Annotated in this window: 22 protein-coding genes; 10 read left to right on the top strand and 12 right to left on the bottom strand. The window is 56.4% G+C overall.

Features of this window, described 5'->3' with window-relative positions; all coding sequences use genetic code 11:
• Nucleotides 1–24: 24 nt before the first annotated feature.
• Nucleotides 25–1,824 carry an ABC transporter transmembrane domain-containing protein gene (locus tag ACILP4_RS04885; RefSeq protein WP_395619630.1) on the bottom strand — a complete coding sequence of 600 codons (1,800 nt, stop codon included), beginning with the start codon at nt 1,822–1,824 and terminating at the stop codon, nt 25–27.
• Between the two features lie 146 nt (nt 1,825–1,970).
• Between ACILP4_RS04885 and ACILP4_RS04880 the strand changes: the two genes are divergently transcribed.
• On the top strand, nt 1,971–3,203 hold the full coding sequence (locus tag ACILP4_RS04880) for a polyhydroxyalkanoate depolymerase (RefSeq protein WP_395619629.1): 1,233 nt from the start codon (nt 1,971–1,973) through the stop codon (nt 3,201–3,203).
• Between the two features lie 533 nt (nt 3,204–3,736).
• Here ACILP4_RS04880 and ACILP4_RS04875 read toward each other — a convergent pair.
• The 6 genes from ACILP4_RS04875 to ACILP4_RS04850 all read right to left on the bottom strand — a co-directional run bounded on the left by ACILP4_RS04875 (nt 3,737) and on the right by ACILP4_RS04850 (nt 7,559).
• Complete coding sequence (locus tag ACILP4_RS04875; RefSeq protein WP_395619628.1) at nt 3,737–4,030, bottom strand: putative quinol monooxygenase; 294 nt, start codon at nt 4,028–4,030, stop codon at nt 3,737–3,739.
• 21 nt (nt 4,031–4,051) lie between these two features.
• Nucleotides 4,052–5,230 (bottom strand): acetyl-CoA C-acyltransferase, encoded by a 1,179-nt coding sequence (locus ACILP4_RS04870; protein ID WP_395619627.1) that lies wholly within the window; start codon nt 5,228–5,230, stop codon nt 4,052–4,054.
• A 24-nt stretch (nt 5,231–5,254) separates the two neighbouring features.
• The gene (locus ACILP4_RS04865; protein WP_395619626.1) at nt 5,255–5,713 is read right to left on the bottom strand and encodes a MaoC family dehydratase; all 459 of its coding nucleotides are present in this window, start codon (nt 5,711–5,713) and stop codon (nt 5,255–5,257) included.
• Between the two features lie 116 nt (nt 5,714–5,829).
• Nucleotides 5,830–7,002: a mechanosensitive ion channel family protein gene (locus tag ACILP4_RS04860; protein WP_395619625.1), complete on the bottom strand. Its 1,173-nt coding sequence runs from the start codon at nt 7,000–7,002 to the stop codon at nt 5,830–5,832.
• 48 nt (nt 7,003–7,050) lie between these two features.
• Entirely contained in the window at nt 7,051–7,356 is a 306-nt protein-coding gene (locus ACILP4_RS04855) for a hypothetical protein (RefSeq protein WP_395619624.1), read from the bottom strand.
• Nucleotides 7,353–7,559, bottom strand: coding sequence for a hypothetical protein (locus ACILP4_RS04850; RefSeq protein ID WP_395619623.1), 207 nt, complete (start codon nt 7,557–7,559; stop codon nt 7,353–7,355). Before ACILP4_RS04850 ends, ACILP4_RS04855 begins: the two co-directional genes overlap by 4 nt.
• Nucleotides 7,560–7,682: 123 nt before the next feature.
• On the opposite strand from ACILP4_RS04850, the gene ACILP4_RS04845 reads away from it, so the two are divergent.
• Together ACILP4_RS04845 and ACILP4_RS04840 are read left to right on the top strand one after the other, a co-directional pair.
• A complete protein-coding gene (locus ACILP4_RS04845) occupies nt 7,683–8,318 on the top strand; it encodes a helix-turn-helix transcriptional regulator (protein WP_395619622.1) in 636 nt (211 codons plus the stop codon).
• Nucleotides 8,319–8,358: 40 nt separating this feature from the next.
• Nucleotides 8,359–9,045, top strand: coding sequence for an MBL fold metallo-hydrolase (locus ACILP4_RS04840; protein ID WP_395619621.1), 687 nt, complete (start codon nt 8,359–8,361; stop codon nt 9,043–9,045).
• A 1-nt stretch (nt 9,046) separates the two neighbouring features.
• Here ACILP4_RS04840 and ACILP4_RS04835 read toward each other — a convergent pair whose 3' ends face one another.
• Nucleotides 9,047–9,445 (bottom strand): MAPEG family protein, encoded by a 399-nt coding sequence (locus ACILP4_RS04835; RefSeq protein ID WP_395619620.1) that lies wholly within the window; start codon nt 9,443–9,445, stop codon nt 9,047–9,049.
• Nucleotides 9,446–9,643: 198 nt separating this feature from the next.
• On the opposite strand from ACILP4_RS04835, the gene rpmF reads away from it, so the two are divergent.
• The 5 genes from rpmF to ACILP4_RS04810 all read left to right on the top strand — a co-directional run bounded on the left by rpmF (nt 9,644) and on the right by ACILP4_RS04810 (nt 12,598).
• Nucleotides 9,644–9,820 (top strand): 50S ribosomal protein L32, encoded by a 177-nt coding sequence (gene rpmF, locus ACILP4_RS04830; RefSeq protein ID WP_125229645.1) that lies wholly within the window; start codon nt 9,644–9,646, stop codon nt 9,818–9,820.
• 28 nt (nt 9,821–9,848) lie between these two features.
• Entirely contained in the window at nt 9,849–10,868 is a 1,020-nt protein-coding gene (gene plsX, locus ACILP4_RS04825; protein WP_395619657.1) for a phosphate acyltransferase PlsX, read from the top strand.
• The gene (locus ACILP4_RS04820; protein ID WP_395619619.1) at nt 10,865–11,833 is read left to right on the top strand and encodes a beta-ketoacyl-ACP synthase III; all 969 of its coding nucleotides are present in this window, start codon (nt 10,865–10,867) and stop codon (nt 11,831–11,833) included. Before plsX ends, ACILP4_RS04820 begins: the two co-directional genes overlap by 4 nt.
• A 101-nt stretch (nt 11,834–11,934) precedes the next feature.
• Nucleotides 11,935–12,225 carry an integration host factor subunit alpha gene (locus ACILP4_RS04815; protein WP_395619618.1) on the top strand — a complete coding sequence of 97 codons (291 nt, stop codon included), beginning with the start codon at nt 11,935–11,937 and terminating at the stop codon, nt 12,223–12,225.
• 4 nt (nt 12,226–12,229) lie between these two features.
• Nucleotides 12,230–12,598: a MerR family transcriptional regulator gene (locus ACILP4_RS04810; RefSeq protein ID WP_395619617.1), complete on the top strand. Its 369-nt coding sequence runs from the start codon at nt 12,230–12,232 to the stop codon at nt 12,596–12,598.
• Here the strand turns inward: ACILP4_RS04810 and ACILP4_RS04805 are convergent.
• The 3 genes from ACILP4_RS04805 to ACILP4_RS04795 are packed head-to-tail and all read right to left on the bottom strand — an operon-like array spanning nt 12,595 to nt 16,390.
• Nucleotides 12,595–13,116, bottom strand: coding sequence for a GNAT family N-acetyltransferase (locus ACILP4_RS04805; RefSeq protein ID WP_395619616.1), 522 nt, complete (start codon nt 13,114–13,116; stop codon nt 12,595–12,597). The genes ACILP4_RS04810 and ACILP4_RS04805 overlap by 4 nt on opposite strands.
• Nucleotides 13,113–13,658: a SixA phosphatase family protein gene (locus ACILP4_RS04800; protein WP_395619615.1), complete on the bottom strand. Its 546-nt coding sequence runs from the start codon at nt 13,656–13,658 to the stop codon at nt 13,113–13,115. The genes ACILP4_RS04805 and ACILP4_RS04800 overlap by 4 nt, the downstream gene beginning before the upstream one ends.
• Complete coding sequence (locus tag ACILP4_RS04795) at nt 13,655–16,390, bottom strand: ATP-dependent DNA helicase (protein WP_395619614.1); 2,736 nt, start codon at nt 16,388–16,390, stop codon at nt 13,655–13,657. Before ACILP4_RS04795 ends, ACILP4_RS04800 begins: the two co-directional genes overlap by 4 nt.
• Nucleotides 16,391–16,427: 37 nt before the next feature.
• On the opposite strand from ACILP4_RS04795, the gene ACILP4_RS04790 reads away from it, so the two are divergent.
• The gene (locus ACILP4_RS04790) at nt 16,428–17,993 is read left to right on the top strand and encodes a lysine--tRNA ligase (protein ID WP_395619613.1); all 1,566 of its coding nucleotides are present in this window, start codon (nt 16,428–16,430) and stop codon (nt 17,991–17,993) included.
• A 44-nt stretch (nt 17,994–18,037) separates the two neighbouring features.
• Entirely contained in the window at nt 18,038–18,559 is a 522-nt protein-coding gene (locus tag ACILP4_RS04785) for a DUF1003 domain-containing protein (protein WP_395619612.1), read from the top strand.
• On the opposite strand, the gene ACILP4_RS04780 is transcribed toward ACILP4_RS04785, so the two are convergent.
• Complete coding sequence (locus ACILP4_RS04780; protein WP_395619611.1) at nt 18,552–19,475, bottom strand: fatty acid desaturase family protein; 924 nt, start codon at nt 19,473–19,475, stop codon at nt 18,552–18,554. The genes ACILP4_RS04785 and ACILP4_RS04780 overlap by 8 nt on opposite strands.
• Nucleotides 19,476–19,512: the final 37 nt, after the last annotated feature.

The following is a 19,512-nucleotide window of genomic DNA, read 5'->3' as shown; positions in this document are numbered from 1 at the left end:
GACGGAACGAGCAGTTTCATCCCTTTAAGCATCAAATTGCAGGCTGGCGAGGCGAGCATATAATCCGCCCGCGGCACTCAGCGTGGCATGATCGCCCTCTTCAACAATTTTGCCCTGATCCATTACAATGATGCGGTCGGCAGAACGCACCGTCGCGAGCCGATGTGCAATCACGATTGTGGTGCGGTTAACCATCAGGCGCTCCAGCGCGTCCTGAACCAGCTTCTCGCTTTCGGCGTCCAACGCGCTTGTGGCCTCATCGAGCAACAAGATTGGCGAATCGCGCAATAAGGCGCGGGCAATGGCCAGACGCTGGCGCTGGCCACCGGAAAGCCGCGCACCGCCTTCGCCGAGATATGTTTCCAGACCCTCTGGCAGTTCACGCAAAAAGCCTGCCGCATTGGCCTTTTCTGCCGCCGCCCATATCGCCTCGTCGCTGGCATCCCATTGGCCATAGCGCAGATTGTCACGCGCGGAGGCTGCAAACAACACTGTATCCTGCGGCACCAACGATATGCGGCGCCGGAATTCGGCAGGATCTGCGCTGGTCAGCGCGACACCATCAATGCGGACGGTACCGATTTCAGGGTCGTAAAAACGCTCTGCCAGTTGGAACAAAGTTGATTTGCCCGCGCCTGACGGCCCCACAACAGCAACCGTTTCCCCCGGTGATACTTTCAGGCTGAAATCATCAAGCGCCGCAACGTCGGGTCGTGTGGGATAGCGGAAGCGAACATGTTGGAATTCCAATTGCCCGCGTGCTGGCGGCATAACAACTGGGTTAGCAGGCGGTGCGATCTCTGGCACTTCATTCAGTAATTCGGCGAGCCGCGACGCAGCGCCTGAGGCGCGCACAAGGTCGCCATATACTTCAGTCAGCGCCCCAAATGACCCAGCAACCAATGCCCCGTACAAGACGACTGCGAACAATGTTCCCGAAGATATGACGCCTTCTTTAACTTGGTCCGTGCCTTCCCAAACGAGCAATGTGATACCGCCAAATATCAGCGCCATTACAAGTGCGGTCAAAAAGGCCCGCAACCTTATACGCTTTTTTGCAGCCGCAAATGTCCCTTCGACAGCATCGGCAAATCTTACGCCTTCGCGGCTTTCCTGTCCAAAAGCCTGAACAATTTTGATCGCGCCAAGTGCTTCTGAAATGATCGTACCGACGCTGGCGACATTGTCCTGGCTTTTGCGCGAAGCCTTTTCCAGCCGCCGCCCCAGAAATACAATGGGCAAGACGACCACTGGAATTCCCGCGAGCAACCATATGGTCAGGCTTGGAGCAAGGCCGAATAGCAAGGACACACCGCCCACGCCAATGAAGATATTACGCAATGCAACGGACACAGTGGTGCCGACAATTTGTTCAATAATCGCCGTATCGGCGGTCATTCTGCTGGCAATTTCCCCCGGACGATTTTCTTCGAAAAAGCGTGGTGCCAAACGCAATAGATTTTGCTGCACCGCAACACGAATATCGCCCACCACGCGCTCGCCGAGCCAGCTCACGAAGTAAAAACGGAACGCCGTCGAAACGCCGATGATAACCACGATGCCCAACAGCAAATAGAAATAAGGCGCAGGATCACCGCCATTTTTAACAAAGCCTTCATCGATGATCAGACGCAGACCATAAGGGATGGCAAGCGTAGACGCGGCTGCTGCAACCAGCGCCAGCAGCGCAAACATGATCTGGCGCGGATAGCGGATGGTAAAGTGACCGATCATGCGCAAACTGCCAAAGTTAAGCTTAGGCTTGGCGGCCGGAGCTTCTTCGGATGTTGTTATGGCTTGCGCTTCGGAAAAATCGTTTGTCATCGCGCCCGCCTAGCAGTGCGCTGGACGGGTAACAATCCGCTACGGAGGATGTAAACGCTTTTCCTATGGTGCAATGCACAATAAATGCGTAAAGCAACAGGCTATTGCGGCAGAATATTACCGCCGCGAAACTTAAAGGCCTGAATATGCTTTATACGGGATATGACCTTCAACGCGGCTGGCTTGCCGGTGCAGGCTGGGTCGCGCAGAAACAGGCAGAATGGCTCAGCGCGCTGCCTTCGCCGTTCAATTATGGCGGAATGGCCCCGGTGGCGGCTTCGGCGCTTGAGGTTTTCGCCCATTCGGTTTTGCCACGCGGAAAACCAGCGTTCGGTTTGAAAGAAGTGGTCATCAAAGGCAAGACCTTGGGCGTTCAAGAAGAAAATGTCGCGCGCAAGCCATTTGGCCAACTGAAGCGTTTCGTTTACGAAGGCAGTAGCGAAAAGCCACGGCTTCTAATCTGCGCGCCGATGTCCGGGCATTTTGCGACGTTGCTGCGTGGCACAGTCGAACGGATGATGGGTACGCATGACGTCTACATCACCGACTGGAAAGATGCGCGCGATGTGCCGTTGACGGGTGGCGGGTTCGACCTTGAAACCTACATTGATTATCTGATTGAGTGGCTAGAATTCCTTGGCCCAGACGCGGGTGGGCGCGGCGCACATATGCTCGCCGTTTGCCAGCCATCGGTTCCAGCTTATGCTGCCGCGGCGGTTATGGCTGCGAAAGATCACCCGCTGCGTCCGCGCACATTGACGATGATGGGCGGACCGATCGACACCCGCGAAGCGCCAACGGCGGTGAACAACCATGCGACCCAGCGTCCGCATGAATGGTTCGTGCAAAATGTGATCGCGACAGTCCCGCCTTATTACAAGGGCTCTGGCCGCCGTGTGTATCCTGGTTTTCTGCAGCTTTCGGGCTTTATGTCGATGAACTTGGGCAACCATATGATGAGCCATTGGTCGATGTTCTCTGACCTTGTAAAAGGCGATGGTGAAAGTGCGGATCGGCATAAGGAGTTTTACGACGAATATCGCGCGGTGTGCGATATGACGGCGGAATTCTACCTGCAAACCGTTGATACGGTTTTCCAGCGTCATTTGCTGCCCAAGGGCGAATTCAACTATCGCGGTAAGCTGGTTGATCCTGCTGCGATCACCGATATCGGCTTGCTGGCGATTGAAGGTGAGCGCGATGATATCAGCGGATTGGGCCAAACAAAGGCTGCGTTGAATATTGCGACCAGCCTGCCTGCGGCGTTTAAGAAATATCATATGGTGCCAGAAGTCGGCCATTATGGCATTTTCAACGGCAGCAAATGGCGCGAAAAAATTGCGCCTATCGTGGAAGACTGGATAGCCAAGCACAATTGAGCGACGAAATTTTGCTCCTTTTTTGGAGCTGCTTAATGGCATTTTGCGAAGCACCGATTTCTGCGGGTTTTCAGCGATGACCTTGCATATTAACGCCGCAGTCGAACGCTGGCCAGTGAAGGGCCATTTCACCATCGCGCGTGGTGCAATGCACCTGTTGCTGGAATTCCATGATTTAGTGCACTGTCACGGTAATTTGAGCAGGTGCGGGCCGTCATCCTTCCACTTCGTCACCCTGAACTTGTTTCAGGGTCCATCGTGCACCACGCCCAGAGCTAGAGAGGATAAATGGACCCTGAAACAAGTTCAGGGTGACGGGGGTGGGGAATGTTTACATCCCCTCCCTCCGCGCCTCTGCGCGTGTCCATTTTGCACGCAGAGGCGCATAGGACGCAGAGGGTATGCACATGCGGGAATAACGGTGACAAATTTACGGTGACAGGAATTACGGAGAATTCCTTGCACTGAACAAAATGGCCTCAAACCGCGAAGGTGAGATTTATGCGTTCACGGCCCAATAGAGGTTTTAAGCCCTACAGCCCGTCCAGATACTCAATATCCGGTGCGCCAGCGAGGCATGCGCCCAGCTTGGGTCCAGCGGCCTTGAAATAGTCGCTGGCGCCATGCGCGGTCAGTGCGTCCTGATCCGCATATTGCTCAAGCACTTTGTACACTTGCGGGTTGGACCGTGACCGGGTGAGCGTATAAAATACATTCCCCGGTTCATTGGCCCGAACCGCTGCAGACAATTCTGCAAAAACAGCCTCAAAATCTTCGTTCTTGCCTTCGGCGACGGTGAGCGTCGCGATTACACCAATGGCGGACATGCGGCTGTTCCTTATTTGCGATTAAAAGATTTCGAACAGGCCAGCGGCGCCCATGCCACCGCCAACGCACATGGTGACAACGCCATATTTCGCACCGCGACGCTTGCCTTCGATCAAGGCATGGCCCGTGCAACGTGCGCCCGTCATGCCATAAGGATGGCCAATCGAAATCGACCCGCCATTGACGTTGAGCAGTTCGTTTGGAATGCCCAATTTGTCACGGCAATAGAGGACTTGCACGGCAAATGCTTCGTTCAATTCCCAGATACCGATATCGTCCATCTTCAGGCCAAAACGCTGCAGCAATTTCGGGATTGCGAATACGGGACCAATGCCCATTTCGTCTGGCTCTGTGCCTGCAACCGCCATGCCGACATAACGGCCAAGCGGGTTCAGACCCTTTTTCTCCGCCAATTTTGCTTCCATCAGGATGGAGGCGGATGAACCGTCGGACAGCTGGCTTGCGTTACCAGCAGTGATCGTCATGTCAGGGCCAAGCACAGGCTGAAGCGCTTGCAGACCGGCAAGCTGCGTATCTGCGCGATTGCCTTCATCCTTGGCGATGGTCACTTCCTTTTGGCTGACTTCGCCGGTTTCCTTGTTCACGACGTTCATGGTCGTGGTCACGGGCACGATTTCGGCGTCGAAATAGCCAGCGGCTTGTGCGGCGGCGGTGCGCTGCTGCGATTGCAGGGCATATTCGTCCATCGCATCGCGGCTGACAATATAACGCTTGGCGACGACTTCGGCGGTCTGCAGCATCGGCATGTAAATGGCATTGTGCATTTCGATCAATTCGCGGTCTGGCTGAACGCGCATTTCCTTCGTTTGCACCAGCGAGATCGATTCTTGTCCGCCCGCAGCCATGATATCGACATTGTCGACGATGATCTGCTTGGCCGCAGTCGCAATCGACATCAGGCCCGATGAACATTGGCGATCCATTGTCATGCCCGATACCGAAACGGGCAGTCCAGCGCGCAGTCCGACCTGGCGTGCAAGGTTGCCGCCTTGCGTGCCCTGCTGCAGCGCGGAGCCCCAGAGAACATCGTCGATTTCGCCACCTTCGATGCCAGCGCGCGCAACAGCGGCCTTCAAAGAATAGCTGCCGAGCGTTGCGCCCGATGTTGCGTTGAACCCGCCGCGATAGGCTTTACCAATGGCGGTACGGGCGGTGGATACGATTACTGCGTCACGCATGTGAGTGGTTCCTTAAAATGTAAATTATACGAAAAACTGGCTGATCCATTCAGCTTGAAGTGCGGGCTTTTCCTCGCCCTCAATCTCGACAGTGAACTCCAACGTCTGCTGCCATTGGCCGGGGCGCTTTTCGGCAAGCTCCAGCAATTTGAAATGGCCGCGTACGCGCTTGCCTGAACGAACAGGCGCGAGAAAACGGGTTTTGTTGCCGCCATAATTGACGCCCATTTTGACGCCCGCAACCTTGGGGCAGTCTGACTTGGCGCTCATCACCGGGAACAAAGACAAGGTCAGAAAGCCGTGGGCAATGGTGCCACCGAACGGTGTCTGCTTGGCCATTTCTTCGTTGATGTGAATGAATTGATGGTCGCCCGTTGCATCGGCAAATTTATTGATCATTTCCTGATCCACCAAAATCCATTCCGATACGCCAATATTTTCGCCAACTTTGGTTGCGAGTTCAGCGGGTGTAATTGCGGTCATACGGAGTCTCCTGCTTCTTAATTTGGACGTATCGTGGCGGTTTCACACGCGCAATACAAGCCCCGCTTATTTGCCGTTACGGCATGCTAGCGGCGCTTTGCCCATTAAACCGCGAATCAGCTTTTCGAAGGTGCCTCAGCTGTTTGGGACGGCGTGGCATAAGGCATCACCATCGTGCCATCTGGCGCGGCGGTGAACGTCGTCTGCGTCGGATAGGCAAAAGAGATTCCTTCGCGGGCAAAGCTATCGATAATCGCGATGCCAATATTGTGGCGGGCCTGAAACATCTCTTCGACATCATCGCTTTCAATGTCGAACACCAGATGAAAATCGAGCGAGCTTGGGGCAAAATTATTGAAACCAGCACGAATGAATTGCGCATTGTTCGCCTCAACTGCTTGGCGCAGAATGTCGGGCACACGGCGGGCAAGGGCAGGGGGCGTTTGGTATACAAGGGTGAGTACGAAAGTAACCCGCCGATACAAGGTCAGCGTGTTGTTGGTGATTTCCTTTTCCAGCAATTTGCTGTTGGAGATAATTTTCTCTTCCCCCGTCAGCGCGCGCAGTCTTGTGCTTTTCATGCCAATGACTTCAACCCGCGCAACGGTATTGTCATAGGACACCGTGTCGCCGCGCCGGAATGGCTTGTCGAAAATGATCGAGATGGCGGCAAACAGGTCGGAAAAAATGCCCTGTGCGGCAAGGCCAATGGCAATGCCGCCAACGCCAAGCCCGGCGACGAGGCCTGTGACATTAACGCCCAGATTGTCGAGTACGACAATGGCGGCAATGGCAAATAACACGAAGCTGACGAGCAGGCGAATGAGCACCATCGCGCTTTGCAGCGTGTCATGTTCATGCACGCCTTCGCCTGCGCGCCGCTCAATCAAGCCCAAGATGATTTCACGCAGCCAGATGGCGATTTGAATGACGATCGCGATGGTGAACAATATGTCGACGGTCTGGGTCAGCGCCACTGGCGCATTGGCAATCTGATTGACCAATTCAATCGACACCATGACACGGAAAAACTTGCTTGTGCGGGCTAAGGTTCGGGCGATGATGGATTTCAAATGTGCGCGGTGCTCGCTGGCACGCGCGATGTTTGCGGCGATTCTTTTCAACCAACTCAGCGCAACGAACACGATGATCGCCGCCACCACGGCAATGCCAAGTTCCAGATAATTGGTCTGCACCCACATATTGAGCGCGTCCCAATAGCTTTGCAGGCGCGGGACAATCGATTCGGGTGCGATGCGGGGCAAGGTCGGTGCGGTTTGTGTGGTCATGCACATTGTTTACGGTCGATGGCGACGGTGCACAAGTTTTGCCTTGTGTCAGCTATCGAGCAACAACGCATCTATGATCAGACATTGGGTGCCTTTGCCGATAACCGCTTGCGTTACGCCAATGTCGGCGACGATCTGGTGGGCCAAGTCAAATTCATATTCGGACAAAAGCTGCGACAGCGCCGCCACGTCGCTTTGCCATGGTCCATCCGAATATTGCACCGACAGGCCTATTTGCGTCCCAGAAAAGGTGAGGCTGTGCCATGGCCGTTCCTGCAATATGCTTATGTCGGCAGTGGGGATGATTGCGCGCAAGGCGTTTATGAGGGTGCCCGATTGTGTCCGCCTGCTCATATCGCGTTCCGGTCCTGCGTTTGGGCGGTTTGGCCATAATGGGACATGAAATGGCGTAGTTTTACCTCCATTTCGGGTCGGATTTCTCGCCCCATCCGGATGTCGAGTACGAGGCGCGGATCGCCCGCGGCCAAGCGCCCGAATTTGGTCGGTGGCAGGTCCTGTTCCCGGAGAAACCTCTCAATTAGGCGCGTGATATGCATGATGTCTCCTCCACGGTCGACCCGGATTGGCTTGCCCGAATCGGTAAGAACAAATATAGAACAAAAGTGATAGGATAAATCCTACAAGTCTAGGAAATTTCCAACCGAACCGGAGGGAACAACATGGGGGAAGACCCAAGGGCTGCTTTGGAGCGCTTGATTGCGGAAAATGCAGAAGATTTTGCTGGTCTGTCGAAACTGGTCGGACGCAATCCGACTTATATTCAACAATTTATCAAACGCGGATCACCCAAAAAACTGCCAGAGACCGAGCGTGGGATATTGGCACGATATTTTGGCGTGGATGAAAGCGTGCTGGGTGGGCCGGAGGCGGGCGCGACCCGAACGGGCATCCGGCTTATTCCCAAGCTTTCGGTTGGCGCATCAGCGGGCCCCGGCGCAATTCCGGACCGCGAAACGCTCGCGGGGAAAATCGGCTTTGACGAAAAATGGTTGCGTAAACAGGGGCTGGATCCAGCCATGCTGTCGTTGATTCAGGTGGATGGCGATTCCATGTCGCCGACATTGAACCATGGGGATGATATCATGGTCGACAACCGCGCTGCGACAGGCCCGTTGCGTGACGGCATTCATGTCATTCGGCTGGATGATGCGTTGATGGTCAAACGGCTGGCCAGCGGACCCGGCGGGCGATTGTCCGTGCTGTCGGATAATCCGGCCTATCCCGGTTGGCCAGATGTGGACGGCGCCACCGTTGCGATCATCGGCAGGGTGGTTTGGGCAGGCCGGCGGCTGTGAACACTTGCCTCCGCCGCGCGAGTGCGGCACATGAATATCTATGTCTAACGTCACATCCACACCCACAAAGGCGCCGCCATTGAAGGCCGCGATCATTCCCGTCACCCCGTTGCAGCAGAATTGCACGCTGTTTTGGTGCACCGAAACGAACAAGGGCGCTTTGGTTGACCCCGGCGGTGATCTCGACAAATTGAAAGCCGCGGTGGCGCAAACGGGCGTTGAGCTGGAAAAATTATTGGTGACGCACGGCCATCTGGACCATTGCGGGCAAGCAGGGATGCTGGCGCAAGAATTGGGGCTGAAGATTGAAGGCCCGCACGAGGACGACCGTTTCTGGATTGAGAAGCTCGACAATGACGGCGCGCGCTATGGCATGGAAGCCCATAGTTTTGAGCCGGACCGCTGGCTGGTCGACGGAGATACCGTGACCGTTGGCAATCTGACGCTCGATGTCATTCACTGCCCCGGCCATACGCCCGGACATGTCATTTTCCATCATCAACCCAGCCGTCTGGCGATTGTCGGGGATGTGTTGTTTCAAGGATCGATCGGTCGCACCGATTTCCCGCGTGGTAATCATGCCGACCTGATTAATGCGATCACGACGAAGCTTTGGCCATTGGGGGATGATGTGACCTTCATCCCCGGCCATGGCCCCACCAGCCAATTTGGCTATGAGCGCAAGCACAACGCCTTTGTTGCAGACGATGTGCTTGCTGCCCGATAAGTCAGAGAATGGCTGCGTAGACGTTCCACAAGGCCCAGCCAGCAAGGGCCAGCAACGTAATCATCGTGGTCAGCGTGCCGACCATACGGCCCTTGCCCAATGACCCGCCGTCCATGCCCAGGCCATGGGCGAAACGACCAATGATATAGACGAGGCCAAGGCCCCAAAGCCATTGGTTGGTTCCGCTGGTTGCTTCAAGCGCGGCGATGAGTATCAAAATGAATGGCGCGCTTTCGACGAAGTTCGCGTGCGCCCGCATCCGGCGGATGACAAATTCATTGCCGCCATCGCCAATCGATACGCGTTCCTTGGTGCGCGCCTGACCGCAACGGATCATCAGCCAGATATTCACCAAGGCTGCACCTGCGGCTATGGTAAGGGTGACGGGTAAACTTAACATATATTCTCTCCCAGTTTGAGATCGTGACCCTAACTGCTATCTCTCGGCTTGCAAAGCACCGAAAAACAAGTATAGCGCGCCGCTCACACAGACATGTGCGGATGAATGAGGCCGATTCTGGCGATTGCTTGCCACGACCAACTCTTTCGCCTAACATGTCTTAGAACTTATTGATTTTGAAATGGAACAGGTGCCGAAATGGCTGTCCCCAAAAGAAAAACTTCCCCATCGAAGCGCGGCATGCGTCGCAGCCATGATTCGCTTAAGGTTGCTGCGTACCAAGAATGCGCCAACTGTGGTGAGCTGAAGCGTCCACATCATCTGTGCGATGCCTGTGGCCATTATAATGGCCGCGAAGTGGTGGCAGTCGCCTAATCCTGTTCAAGGAGAATAGCTGGTGTCGATGAAACCGCGTATCGCCATTGACGCGATGGGCGGTGATGAAGGCGTTCCTGTGATGATTGCAGGCGCGGCTTTGGCACGTCACCGGCATGACAGCTTCCAGTTTCTATTGGTGGGTGACGAAAAGCAGATTAAATCTGCGCTCGATAAACACCCCAATTTGCGCGCTGCGTCTGAAATACTGCATAGCGATGTTGTCGTCACTGCTGATGACAAGGTTAGCGCCGCCTTGCGCAAGGCCAAGACCAGTTCGATGGGCATGGCGATCAATGCCGTGAAGGCTGGCGATGCCAGCGCCGCTGTCAGCGCGGGAAACACTGGCGCCTTAATGGCCACCGCCAAACTAGCCCTACGCACGATGCCCGGCATCGACCGACCCGCTTTGTCGGCCTTGCTGCCGACGCTTGAAGATACCGATGTGGTGATGCTGGATCTGGGTGCCAACACCGAGTGTGAAGCGAAGAACCTTGTCCAGTTCGCCGTGATGGGTGCGGCGTATTCGCGTATAATCTTCGGCTTTGACCGTCCGCGTGTCCGCTTGCTGAATATCGGGACCGAGGAAATGAAGGGCACCGATGAATTGCGCGACGCGGCGCAACATTTGCGCGATGCGACCGGGCTGCACATGGATTTTCAGGGCTTTGTTGAGGCCGACAAGATCAACCGGGGCGAATGTGATGTTGTGGTTTGCGATGGCTTTACCGGCAACATCGCATTGAAATCCATCGAAGGCACTGCCCGTTTCGTGACGGATCTTTTGCGCCGGGCCTTCACCAGTTCCATCCGTTCAAAATTCGGATTTCTGGTATCGCGTCCCGCCACTGAATTGCTGCGGCATCATCTGGATCCCAATAATCATAATGGCGCGGTGTTCATGGGGCTGAACGGTGTGGTCGTCAAAAGCCACGGCAGCGCCAATATCAAAGGCGTGGCCCATGCGGTCGAGGTCGCGGCGCGATTGGTCGAAGAAGACATTACAGCACGGATCACGCAAGATCTGGCGCGGATACGGGCCGCGTGACTGAAGTCGCTCTTCGCGCCGTGATTAAGGGCACTGGGTCGGCGCTTCCCCGCAACCGCGTGTCCAACGCCGAATTAGCCAATAAGGTTGATACGACAGACGCATGGATTACCGAGCGGACGGGTATAAAGTTCCGCCACATTGCCGAGCCTGATGAAACCACTTCCAGCCTGGCGATCGAAGCATCGCGTAAGGCGCTCGACGCGGCCGGCATGTCGGCAAGTGACATTGATCTTATCATATTGGCGACCGCAACGCCCGACCAGACATTCCCCGCCTCTGCCACAATTGTGCAGCACGCGCTTGGCTGCAATGGCGGTGTGGCTTTTGATGTGGCTGCGGTTTGCTCGGGCTTCTTATATGCCTTTTCCGTCGCCGAAAGCATGATCCGCGCCGGTTCCGCCCATAATGCTTTAGTCATCGGGGCCGAAACCTTTAGCCGGATATTGGACTGGGAAGACCGCACCACATGCGTGTTGTTTGGCGACGGCGCTGGCGCGGTAGTCTTGTCAGGCGAAGTTGGCACGCGCGGCGCACTGGCGACCAAATTGCACGCCGATGGCCAACATAATGAATTATTATATGTCGATGGCGGCCCATCCACCACGGGTACCGTCGGCAAATTGCGGATGAAGGGGCGCGAGGTGTTCCGCCACGCCGTGACCAATCTCACCAATGTATTGCACGAGGTGATGGCGGCAACGGAATTGACGTCAGCCGACATCGACTGGGTCGTTCCGCATCAGGCAAATGCCCGGATTATTGAGGCGACGGCGAAGAAACTGGCACTTGATCCCAGCAAAGTTGTCCTCACTGTTGACCAGCATGCAAACACATCTGCCGCGTCGGTTCCCTTGGCCTTGGATGTCGCGGTGCGCGATGGTCGGATAAAAACAGGCGACATTGTCGTTTTGGAAGCAATGGGCGGCGGGTTCACCTGGGGCGCATCGATCGTCCGGATGTAATTTCCCTAACATCGCTAATTTACAAATCGAATTTCTATTGTATGCTATGGGCTTACTAACCAAAGTCGCTTAATAATCGACGTCAAGGGCCGGAGACGAATATGGCTGATGCAGGAACATTGACTCGCGCTGATTTGGCCGAGATGCTTAACCGTCAAGTCGGTTTGTCGCGTGCGGACGCCGCAGCGATGGTCGAATCTATTCTGGGCCATATGACCAGTGCTTTATTGAATGGCGATAATGTCAAAATTTCTGGTTTTGGCACCTTCGTTTTGCGCGACAAAGCGGAGCGTATCGGCCGCAACCCGAAAACGGGCGTGGAAGTGCCTATTACCCCACGTAGGGTTCTTACATTCCGTGCAAGCCAAGGCATGCGTCAAAAGGTAAAATAACATCATGCCCGAAAAATCGGCTGACGCTTTCCGGAATATTGGTGAAATGGCGGAGGCGTTGGGCGTGCGCACGCACATATTGCGCTATTGGGAAGAACAATTTCCCATGTTGAAACCGCTGACGCGTGCGGGTGGTCGGCGGTTATACCGGCCTGAAGATGTGGCCCTGCTGCACAATATCCATCGTTTATTGTATCAAGAAGGCTATACCGTGAAAGGCGCGCGCCGCTTTTTGACGGAGGGCGGAGCAAAGGATGCGCAGCCAACTGCGCCAGCATCTGCATCTGCACCCATAGCGCCCACTACTGCATTCGATTTTAGGGCTTTGCAGGCTGTGCGCGATCGGCTGGCGTCCGCCTTGGCCGCCGCCTAACCCATATTCCGCGCGTAGACCAAGTCGCGGAAAGGCACTGGGCCAACCATGAAGACTGTTTCGCCAATGGCACCAAAGCCGGCGCGCGCATAAAAGCCAATGGTGCGGACATTTTTTTCGTAGACAGAAAGCAACAGGCGTTTTGCCCTGCGTTTTTCTGTTACCTCAAAAACGCGATCTAGCAGGTCTTTACCGTTACCATTGCCCTGCCATGGGCCCAATAAATAGATGCGTTTCAGTTCGATATCGCCCTCTTGCTGCAACGCGGGATGCGACGGCGGCGTGACCATGGCATAGCCGATAGGCGCGCCTAGCGGGGTTTCGCCAAGCAAAATATCAATAGCCGGGTCACGGAGCGCTGCAGCGTAATATTCGGCGCTATGTTCTTGCCGCAAATGTTCCATCATCGGTTGGCCGGGATGGTCAAAGGCGAAGGTTGCCATGAACGTCGCCGCGCCTAGATAGGCAAGAGCCTCGGCATCACGCGCATCGGCGTTACGCCAAATAACGGGCGTCATTCGTCTTCGGGTCCAAGTTCAGGGTCGAGATCACGCGGCCGGATGAAATGGGTGAGCTGACCACATTTGCGATCCAGCTCGGACCAGTGCGAGATGTTGAGCTCCATCCGCGCAATGGCCGCGGTGGGATATTTTTCCCAGACCAAATCGCGCAAAGGCGAACTGCCGTCATCGGGGCAAATGTCGAATACAAGATCCTCTAGCCCGGGATTATGCCCGACCATCAGCAGATTTTTATGTTCATCGGACTGATCGCGCAGCACGTCCATTAACGTCGCAGAGGACGCCAGATAAATCCGGCGGTCCCAATTGGGTTCCATCCGTCCGCTTGTGCCCTTCACAAATTGGTCAATGGTTTCGATAACGCGCACGGCGGGGCTGGCGACCACATGGTCAAAGGTTAATCCGTTGCGTTTGACCCAGACGCCCATGGTGACCGCTGCCTTTTCGCCGCGTTTATTAAGCGGTCGGTCAAAGTCCCGCGGGACGGTGTCATCCCAGCTCGATTTGGCATGGCGGAACAAGGTAAGGGTGAAGGTCAAATCGGGTTGCTCTCTTCCAACGTGTCTATGGTGTCCTGCCGCAAATTTGTGTCAGACGAAAGACCTGATTTTACCGAATGCACCGCCTCCTCCAGCGTCACCCGGCGAATGGGTGTCCCCGGCGGAAATGTGGACAAAAGCCGGCTTGGCACGGCGGATGACAACAGCACAAAATGGCCTTTGTCGCCAGCGCTGCGGATGAGGCGGCCAAAGGCCTGCGCCATTTTGGCGCGGATGATGCGATCATCATAGTCCATGCCGCCATGTTTCAACCGCCGCGCGCGGTGCAATATGTCGGGGCGGGGCCAGGGAATTTGCTCCATGATGACAAGCCGCAGCGAATGGCCCGGCACGTCCACCCCGTCGCGCAGTGCATCGGTGCCGAGCAAGCTTGCATGCGGGTCATCGCGGAATATGTCGACCAATGTTCCGGTATCAATGGGGTCCACATGTTGTGCAAATAAAGGCAGGCCATCCCGCGCCAAGCGGTCGGCGATACGCGCATAAGTGGATCGCAAGCGCCGTATCGCGGTGAACAGGCCCAAGGCGCCGCCGCCCGATGCCGTGATCAAGGACGCATAAGCCCCCGCCAAGGCGGCAGGGTCACCCTTTTTGATATCTGTGACAATCAGCACCTCGGCCTGCGCTTTATAGTCGAACGGGCTGACCGCCAAAAAATGTGTCGCGGGCTTATCGAGATGCAAGGCGCCTGTCCGCGCCTCGGCATTTTGCCAGTCGCCGCCGCTACGCAAGGTTGCGGAGGTGGCGAGCACGCCATGGCTGGGTTTTAGGACGATTTCTGCCACGGGCTTCATCGGGTCGAGCCAGCGGCGGTGCATGCCAATGTCCATCTCACGCCCCTCAAACCGGTCAATCGCCAGCCAGTCGACATATTCAGGGTCAACGGGGCCAACGGCGCGCGCCAACATCGATATCCATGCGCGCAATGTGTCGATGCGCCAGCTTAGGCTTGCGGTTGCGCCCTCCACGCGCGCGCGGGCGCTGCCATCGAGCCAATCGGGCGGGTCGGCTATCATCGCCTCCAACCGCTGCCCCAGCACCGTCAGCGGTCTTGCCAGCGCCTCCAGCGCGATTGCGGCATCGGCGGCGGCGTCAATGACATTGGGATCAGGATCGGCAAGCTCGGTTTCCAGACCGTAGCCGCTTTCGGTCGCATTGCTTTCGTCGCGGGCGAACACCATCGCCCGAACGGCGGCAAGCAAATGCTCAATTGGTCCCGATGGCGTCCCTTCGGCCAAGCGTGCCAGCCATCCATCACCGGGCAAAGCCTCCGCGGCGACGCGCGCCATTTCAATGGCGAGGCCGCCTTCTTCGTCATAAGACGCAACATCGGCCAGCCGCGCCGACAAGCCGCGACGCCTGCCGCGTGCCTTGCCCTCGGGACCAATGACCCAGCGGCGCAGCTCAATGGTTTCTTGCCCTGTCAGCGCGGCAGCAAACATCGAATCTGCCGCGTCAAATAGATGATGACCTTCGTCAAAAATAATCCGGCTGGGTCGGTTTTGCTCATCGCGCCCGCGCGCCGCGTTGACCATCATCAACGCGTGATTGGCAATGACGATCTCGGCCTGCACCGATGAACGCGCCGCGCGTTCAATGAAACATTTTTTATAATGCGGGCATCCGGCATAAATGCATTCGCCGCGCCGGTCGGTCAAAGCGGTCGAGCCATTGCGCCGGAATAAGGTCGGTAGCCAACCGGGCAAATCGCCGCCGATCATATCGCCATCATGCGAATAGGCCGCCCAGCGCGCGACCAGATGCGCAAGGATCGCCGCGCGTCCGGCAAAGCCGCCTTGCAAAGCATCCTCCAGATTTAACAGGCACAGATAATTTTCGCGGCCCTTACGCACCACAACCTTGGACTTGAATGTTTCATGGTCGGGGTAAATCCGCTTCGCCTCGCGCACCAATTGCCGTTGCAGCGCCTTGGTGAAGGTCGAAATCCACACCGTGCCATCGGCCGCCGTCGCCCACAGGCTGGCAGGGGCTAGATAGCCGAGCGTCTTGCCAATGCCCGTGCCCGCCTCCGCCAAAACCATATGTGGCTCGCTTTTGCCCTTGCGCGGCGAAAAGATTTCTGCCGCCGCCTGCGCAAAATCGCGCTGGCCCTGCCGTGTTTCCGCAGAGCCACCGACCAAAGACGCCAAGCGTTCTTGCACGGCATCGGCCTGCAATGTGACCACGCGCGGCGGGGTGCGGGGCGGGGCCTCCTCCCATTCGGGCAGGCGGCTAAACAGCCAGCGCTCGGGCCGCTCGGGCTTTTTAAGCTGCGCCAAGACCAGATTGGCCCATGGCCAGCGCAGGCGCATCAAGGCTTGCGCCGAATCCCAAGCGCCTTCGCGCTCGGCCCAATCCGCTTCACCCAGCACCGACAGCAAATGGCGCGCGGCGTGCAGCAAAAAAGTCGGGACATCTTGATCCGTCGCGGGCGCGGGCAAGCCCAAAGTCTTTGCCAATCCCTTGGGCGTTGGCACCGCAAAGCGCGCGGGGTAGACAAAGGCATAAAGCTCCAGAAGGTCGAGCCCCGACAAATCGGGATAGCCAAGCCGTTGTGCGACCAAAGGCGCATTCAGCATGACCATCGGCGTTTCGGCAGCGCGGCCCGCCGCTTCGCCCTTGCCAATGGATTGCACTTGTCCATCGTTGCTGCCCATCCAAATACCGGCATGGCTTGCATGGAGCGCAGGAAAGGCTAGTGGAGTTCCCATAAGCCCTGTTGGGTTATTTGGAACGAAAGAGCAACACGTGACTGACCACCGCGACATAGCATTGGCATCAAAAGCCTGGCCTTATGAAGAGGCGCGGCGTTTGCTGAAACGCTATCCCAATGGCAAGGCCGATAATCAGGCGATTATCTTCGAATGTGGCTATGGCCCATCGGGTCTGCCGCATATCGGCACCTTTAACGAAGTGCTGCGCACGACGATGGTGCGCAATGCGTTCCGGACCTTGTCCGACGCGCCGACGCGGCTGATTGAATTTTCGGACGATATGGATGGCCTGCGCAAGGTGCCGGACAATGTGCCGAACCAAAAAATGCTCGCCGAACATTTGGGCAAGCCCTTGTCGCGCATTCCCGATCCGTTTGAAAAATTTGAAAGCTTTGCCGCGCATAACAATGCGATGCTGCGCGATTTTCTGGATCAGTTTGGCTTTGAATATGAATTTATCTCATCTGCGTCGCAATATGAAAGCGGCGTGTTTGACGATGCCCTGAAAAATGTATTGCGACATTATCAGGGCATATTGGACATCATGCTGCCCACGTTGCGCAAGGAACGCGCCGCGACCTATTCGCCGATATTGCCGATCAGCGAGAAGAGCGGCGTCGTGCTGCAGGTGCCGGTTGAGGTTGTTGATGCCGAAGCCGGCCTTGTCCGGTTCGAGGATGATGGCGACATGGTCACGCAATCGGTCTTGGGCGGCAAGTCAAAGCTGCAATGGAAGGTCGACTGGGCAATGCGCTGGGTCGCGTTGGGCGTCGATTATGAAATGTATGGCAAGGATTTGACCGACAGCGGCGTGCAATCGGGTAAAATCGCGCGTGTGCTTGGCGGCCGTCCGCCCGAAAGCCTGATTTACGAAATGTTCCTCGACGAAAAAGGCGAGAAGATTTCCAAGTCCAAGGGCAATGGCCTCGCACTCGAGGATTGGCTGAAATATGGCACGGAAAACAGCGTTGCCTTTTATGCCTTCCGCGAACCCAAAAGCGCCAAGCAACTGCATTTGGGCGTGGTGCCAAAGGCCGTGGACGAATATTTCCAATTCCGTGCGCAATGGCATGAGCAACCGATTGAAAAGCGGTTGGGGAACCCAGTGCACCATGTCCACAATGGCCAAGTACCCAGCGGGCAGCCGCCAGTGACATTCGGCCTGTTATTGAACCTTGTCGGCGTGATGGGGGCAGGCGCCACCGAGGATCAGGTTTGGGCTTATTTGGGCAATTATGCCGATAATGTCTCGCCCGAAAACGCGCCGGAACTGGCCGAGCTTATCCCGATTGCTTTGGCCTATAACCGTGATTTCGTCGCGCCAACCTTGCACAAGCGTAAGCCCGAGGGCATCGAGATTGCCGCGTTGCAGACGTTGGATGCGCGGCTGGCCGAATTGCCCGCCGATGCCAGCGCCGAGGATATTCAGAATATCGTCTATGAAATCGGCAAAGAGGGTGGATTTGAAAATCTGCGCGACTGGTTCAAGGCCTTGTATGAAACGCTTTTGGGTTCCAGCGCGGGGCCGCGCATGGGCAGCTTCATCGCGCTCTATGGCATTGCAAACTCGCGCAAGCTCATCGCCGAGGCGCTTGCATAGCTTCATCGCGCGCCGACCGGTCGGAACATTGCAGGAGAGTTGACATGAAAGAACTGCCGTCTGTCGAAAAACTGGCGATTGATCTCCTGGGAAAATCACTGGGTCAATTGGAGGCCGAAGAGGCCAAGGTGTTGCAGCATATTCACCATGTGCAGCGCACCAGCCGTGACGTCGGCGATATTGTCGATGAACAGGCGACTTTTGGCGAACGCCTATCGGACAAGGTTGCAGCGGTTGGCGGATCATGGAAATTCATCATGGTCTTTGGCGCTGTGCTGCTGGGCTGGATGCTGTTGAACTCCGGGATAATGGGCCAATTGGGGAAGGCATTTGACCCCTATCCGTTCATCTTTCTGAACCTGATGCTGTCAACCGTCGCCGCGATTCAAGCGCCGATCATCATGATGAGCCAAAATCGCCAGTCGGCCAAAGACCGCATCGCCGCGGCGCATGATTATGAAGTCAATTTGCGCGCCGAACTGGAAATCATGCGGTTGCACGCAAAAATCGACGCGCTTCTGGACATCATCAAACGCGAAAACGCGGGCACGTCCTCCGTCAGTTGACCGCCTGCGCCAGAACGTCGCGATAATGGGGCGATAAAGTCATCTTCGGATGATAGCCGCCGGATCCCAGCAAGCGATGGGTCGCCGCCAGATTGTAGCAGGGCACACCCATGAACAGATGATGCTCGCTGTGATAATTGACCCAATAAGGCGCGACGGTCGCTCGTGCGATCAGGCCGGCATAAGTGGTTCGCGCATGGGTGAATGGATCACCGCTGCCCGTTGGCGTGCAGGCATGTTCAGCGATATTGCGGATACGCAGGAACAACTGAAATGTCGTGGCCAGTGCCAGCAGCCAAAGCAGAAACGGTGTCCAGCCCCAGACGAGCAAAGATATCGTTAGCAATATGGCTTGTAAGATTAAGAACCGACCCACCGTGTGCGCGGTGGTGCCTGTCCCGCGCAGAGCAGCCGTAAATTGTGCGCGCCGTTGTTTGTAAAATGTCTGCCCCGTCAGATCGCGGATGAACTTGCGGCGCAGGCTATCACGGCTGGTAGGGAAGGGCGCAGAAAGAGATAGGTCTGGGTCTTCGGGCTGCTGCGTGAATTTATGGTGCGTCAAATGATAGGCGCGATAGGCGAACAAATCGCTGCCTGTCGCAGCGCCCGTTGGCCATTGACCCAGCCAGTTATTGGCCTTGCGGTTGGGGTGCAGCAAGCCATGCGCGCCATCATGCATCAGGATCGAAAGCCCCAATTGCCGCCCGCCCAATATCGCCAGCGCCAAAGGTGTCACCAGAATGCCGGCGAGCCAGTGATAATCCCATGCCGCCGCGCCGCCAAAGGCCGCAAGGGCGACAGTCATCCAACCATGCAGCACCAACCAGATGCCGCGCCACCGCGACAAGGTGGTGATGGCGCGCCAGTCCTCTGCGGCGAAAACGTCGCGCGGATTGGCGGCCTTTACCGCTGGCATGATGCGTCTATGTTCATGCAGACAGCATAAAGCCCGG

Origin of the sequence: Sphingorhabdus sp., from assembly GCF_044239045.1 — a bacterium.
GTDB lineage: Bacteria > Pseudomonadota > Alphaproteobacteria > Sphingomonadales > Sphingomonadaceae > Sphingorhabdus_B.
The sequence above is the reverse complement of the archived record's forward strand: the minus strand, read 5'-3'. Positions and strand labels throughout refer to the sequence as shown.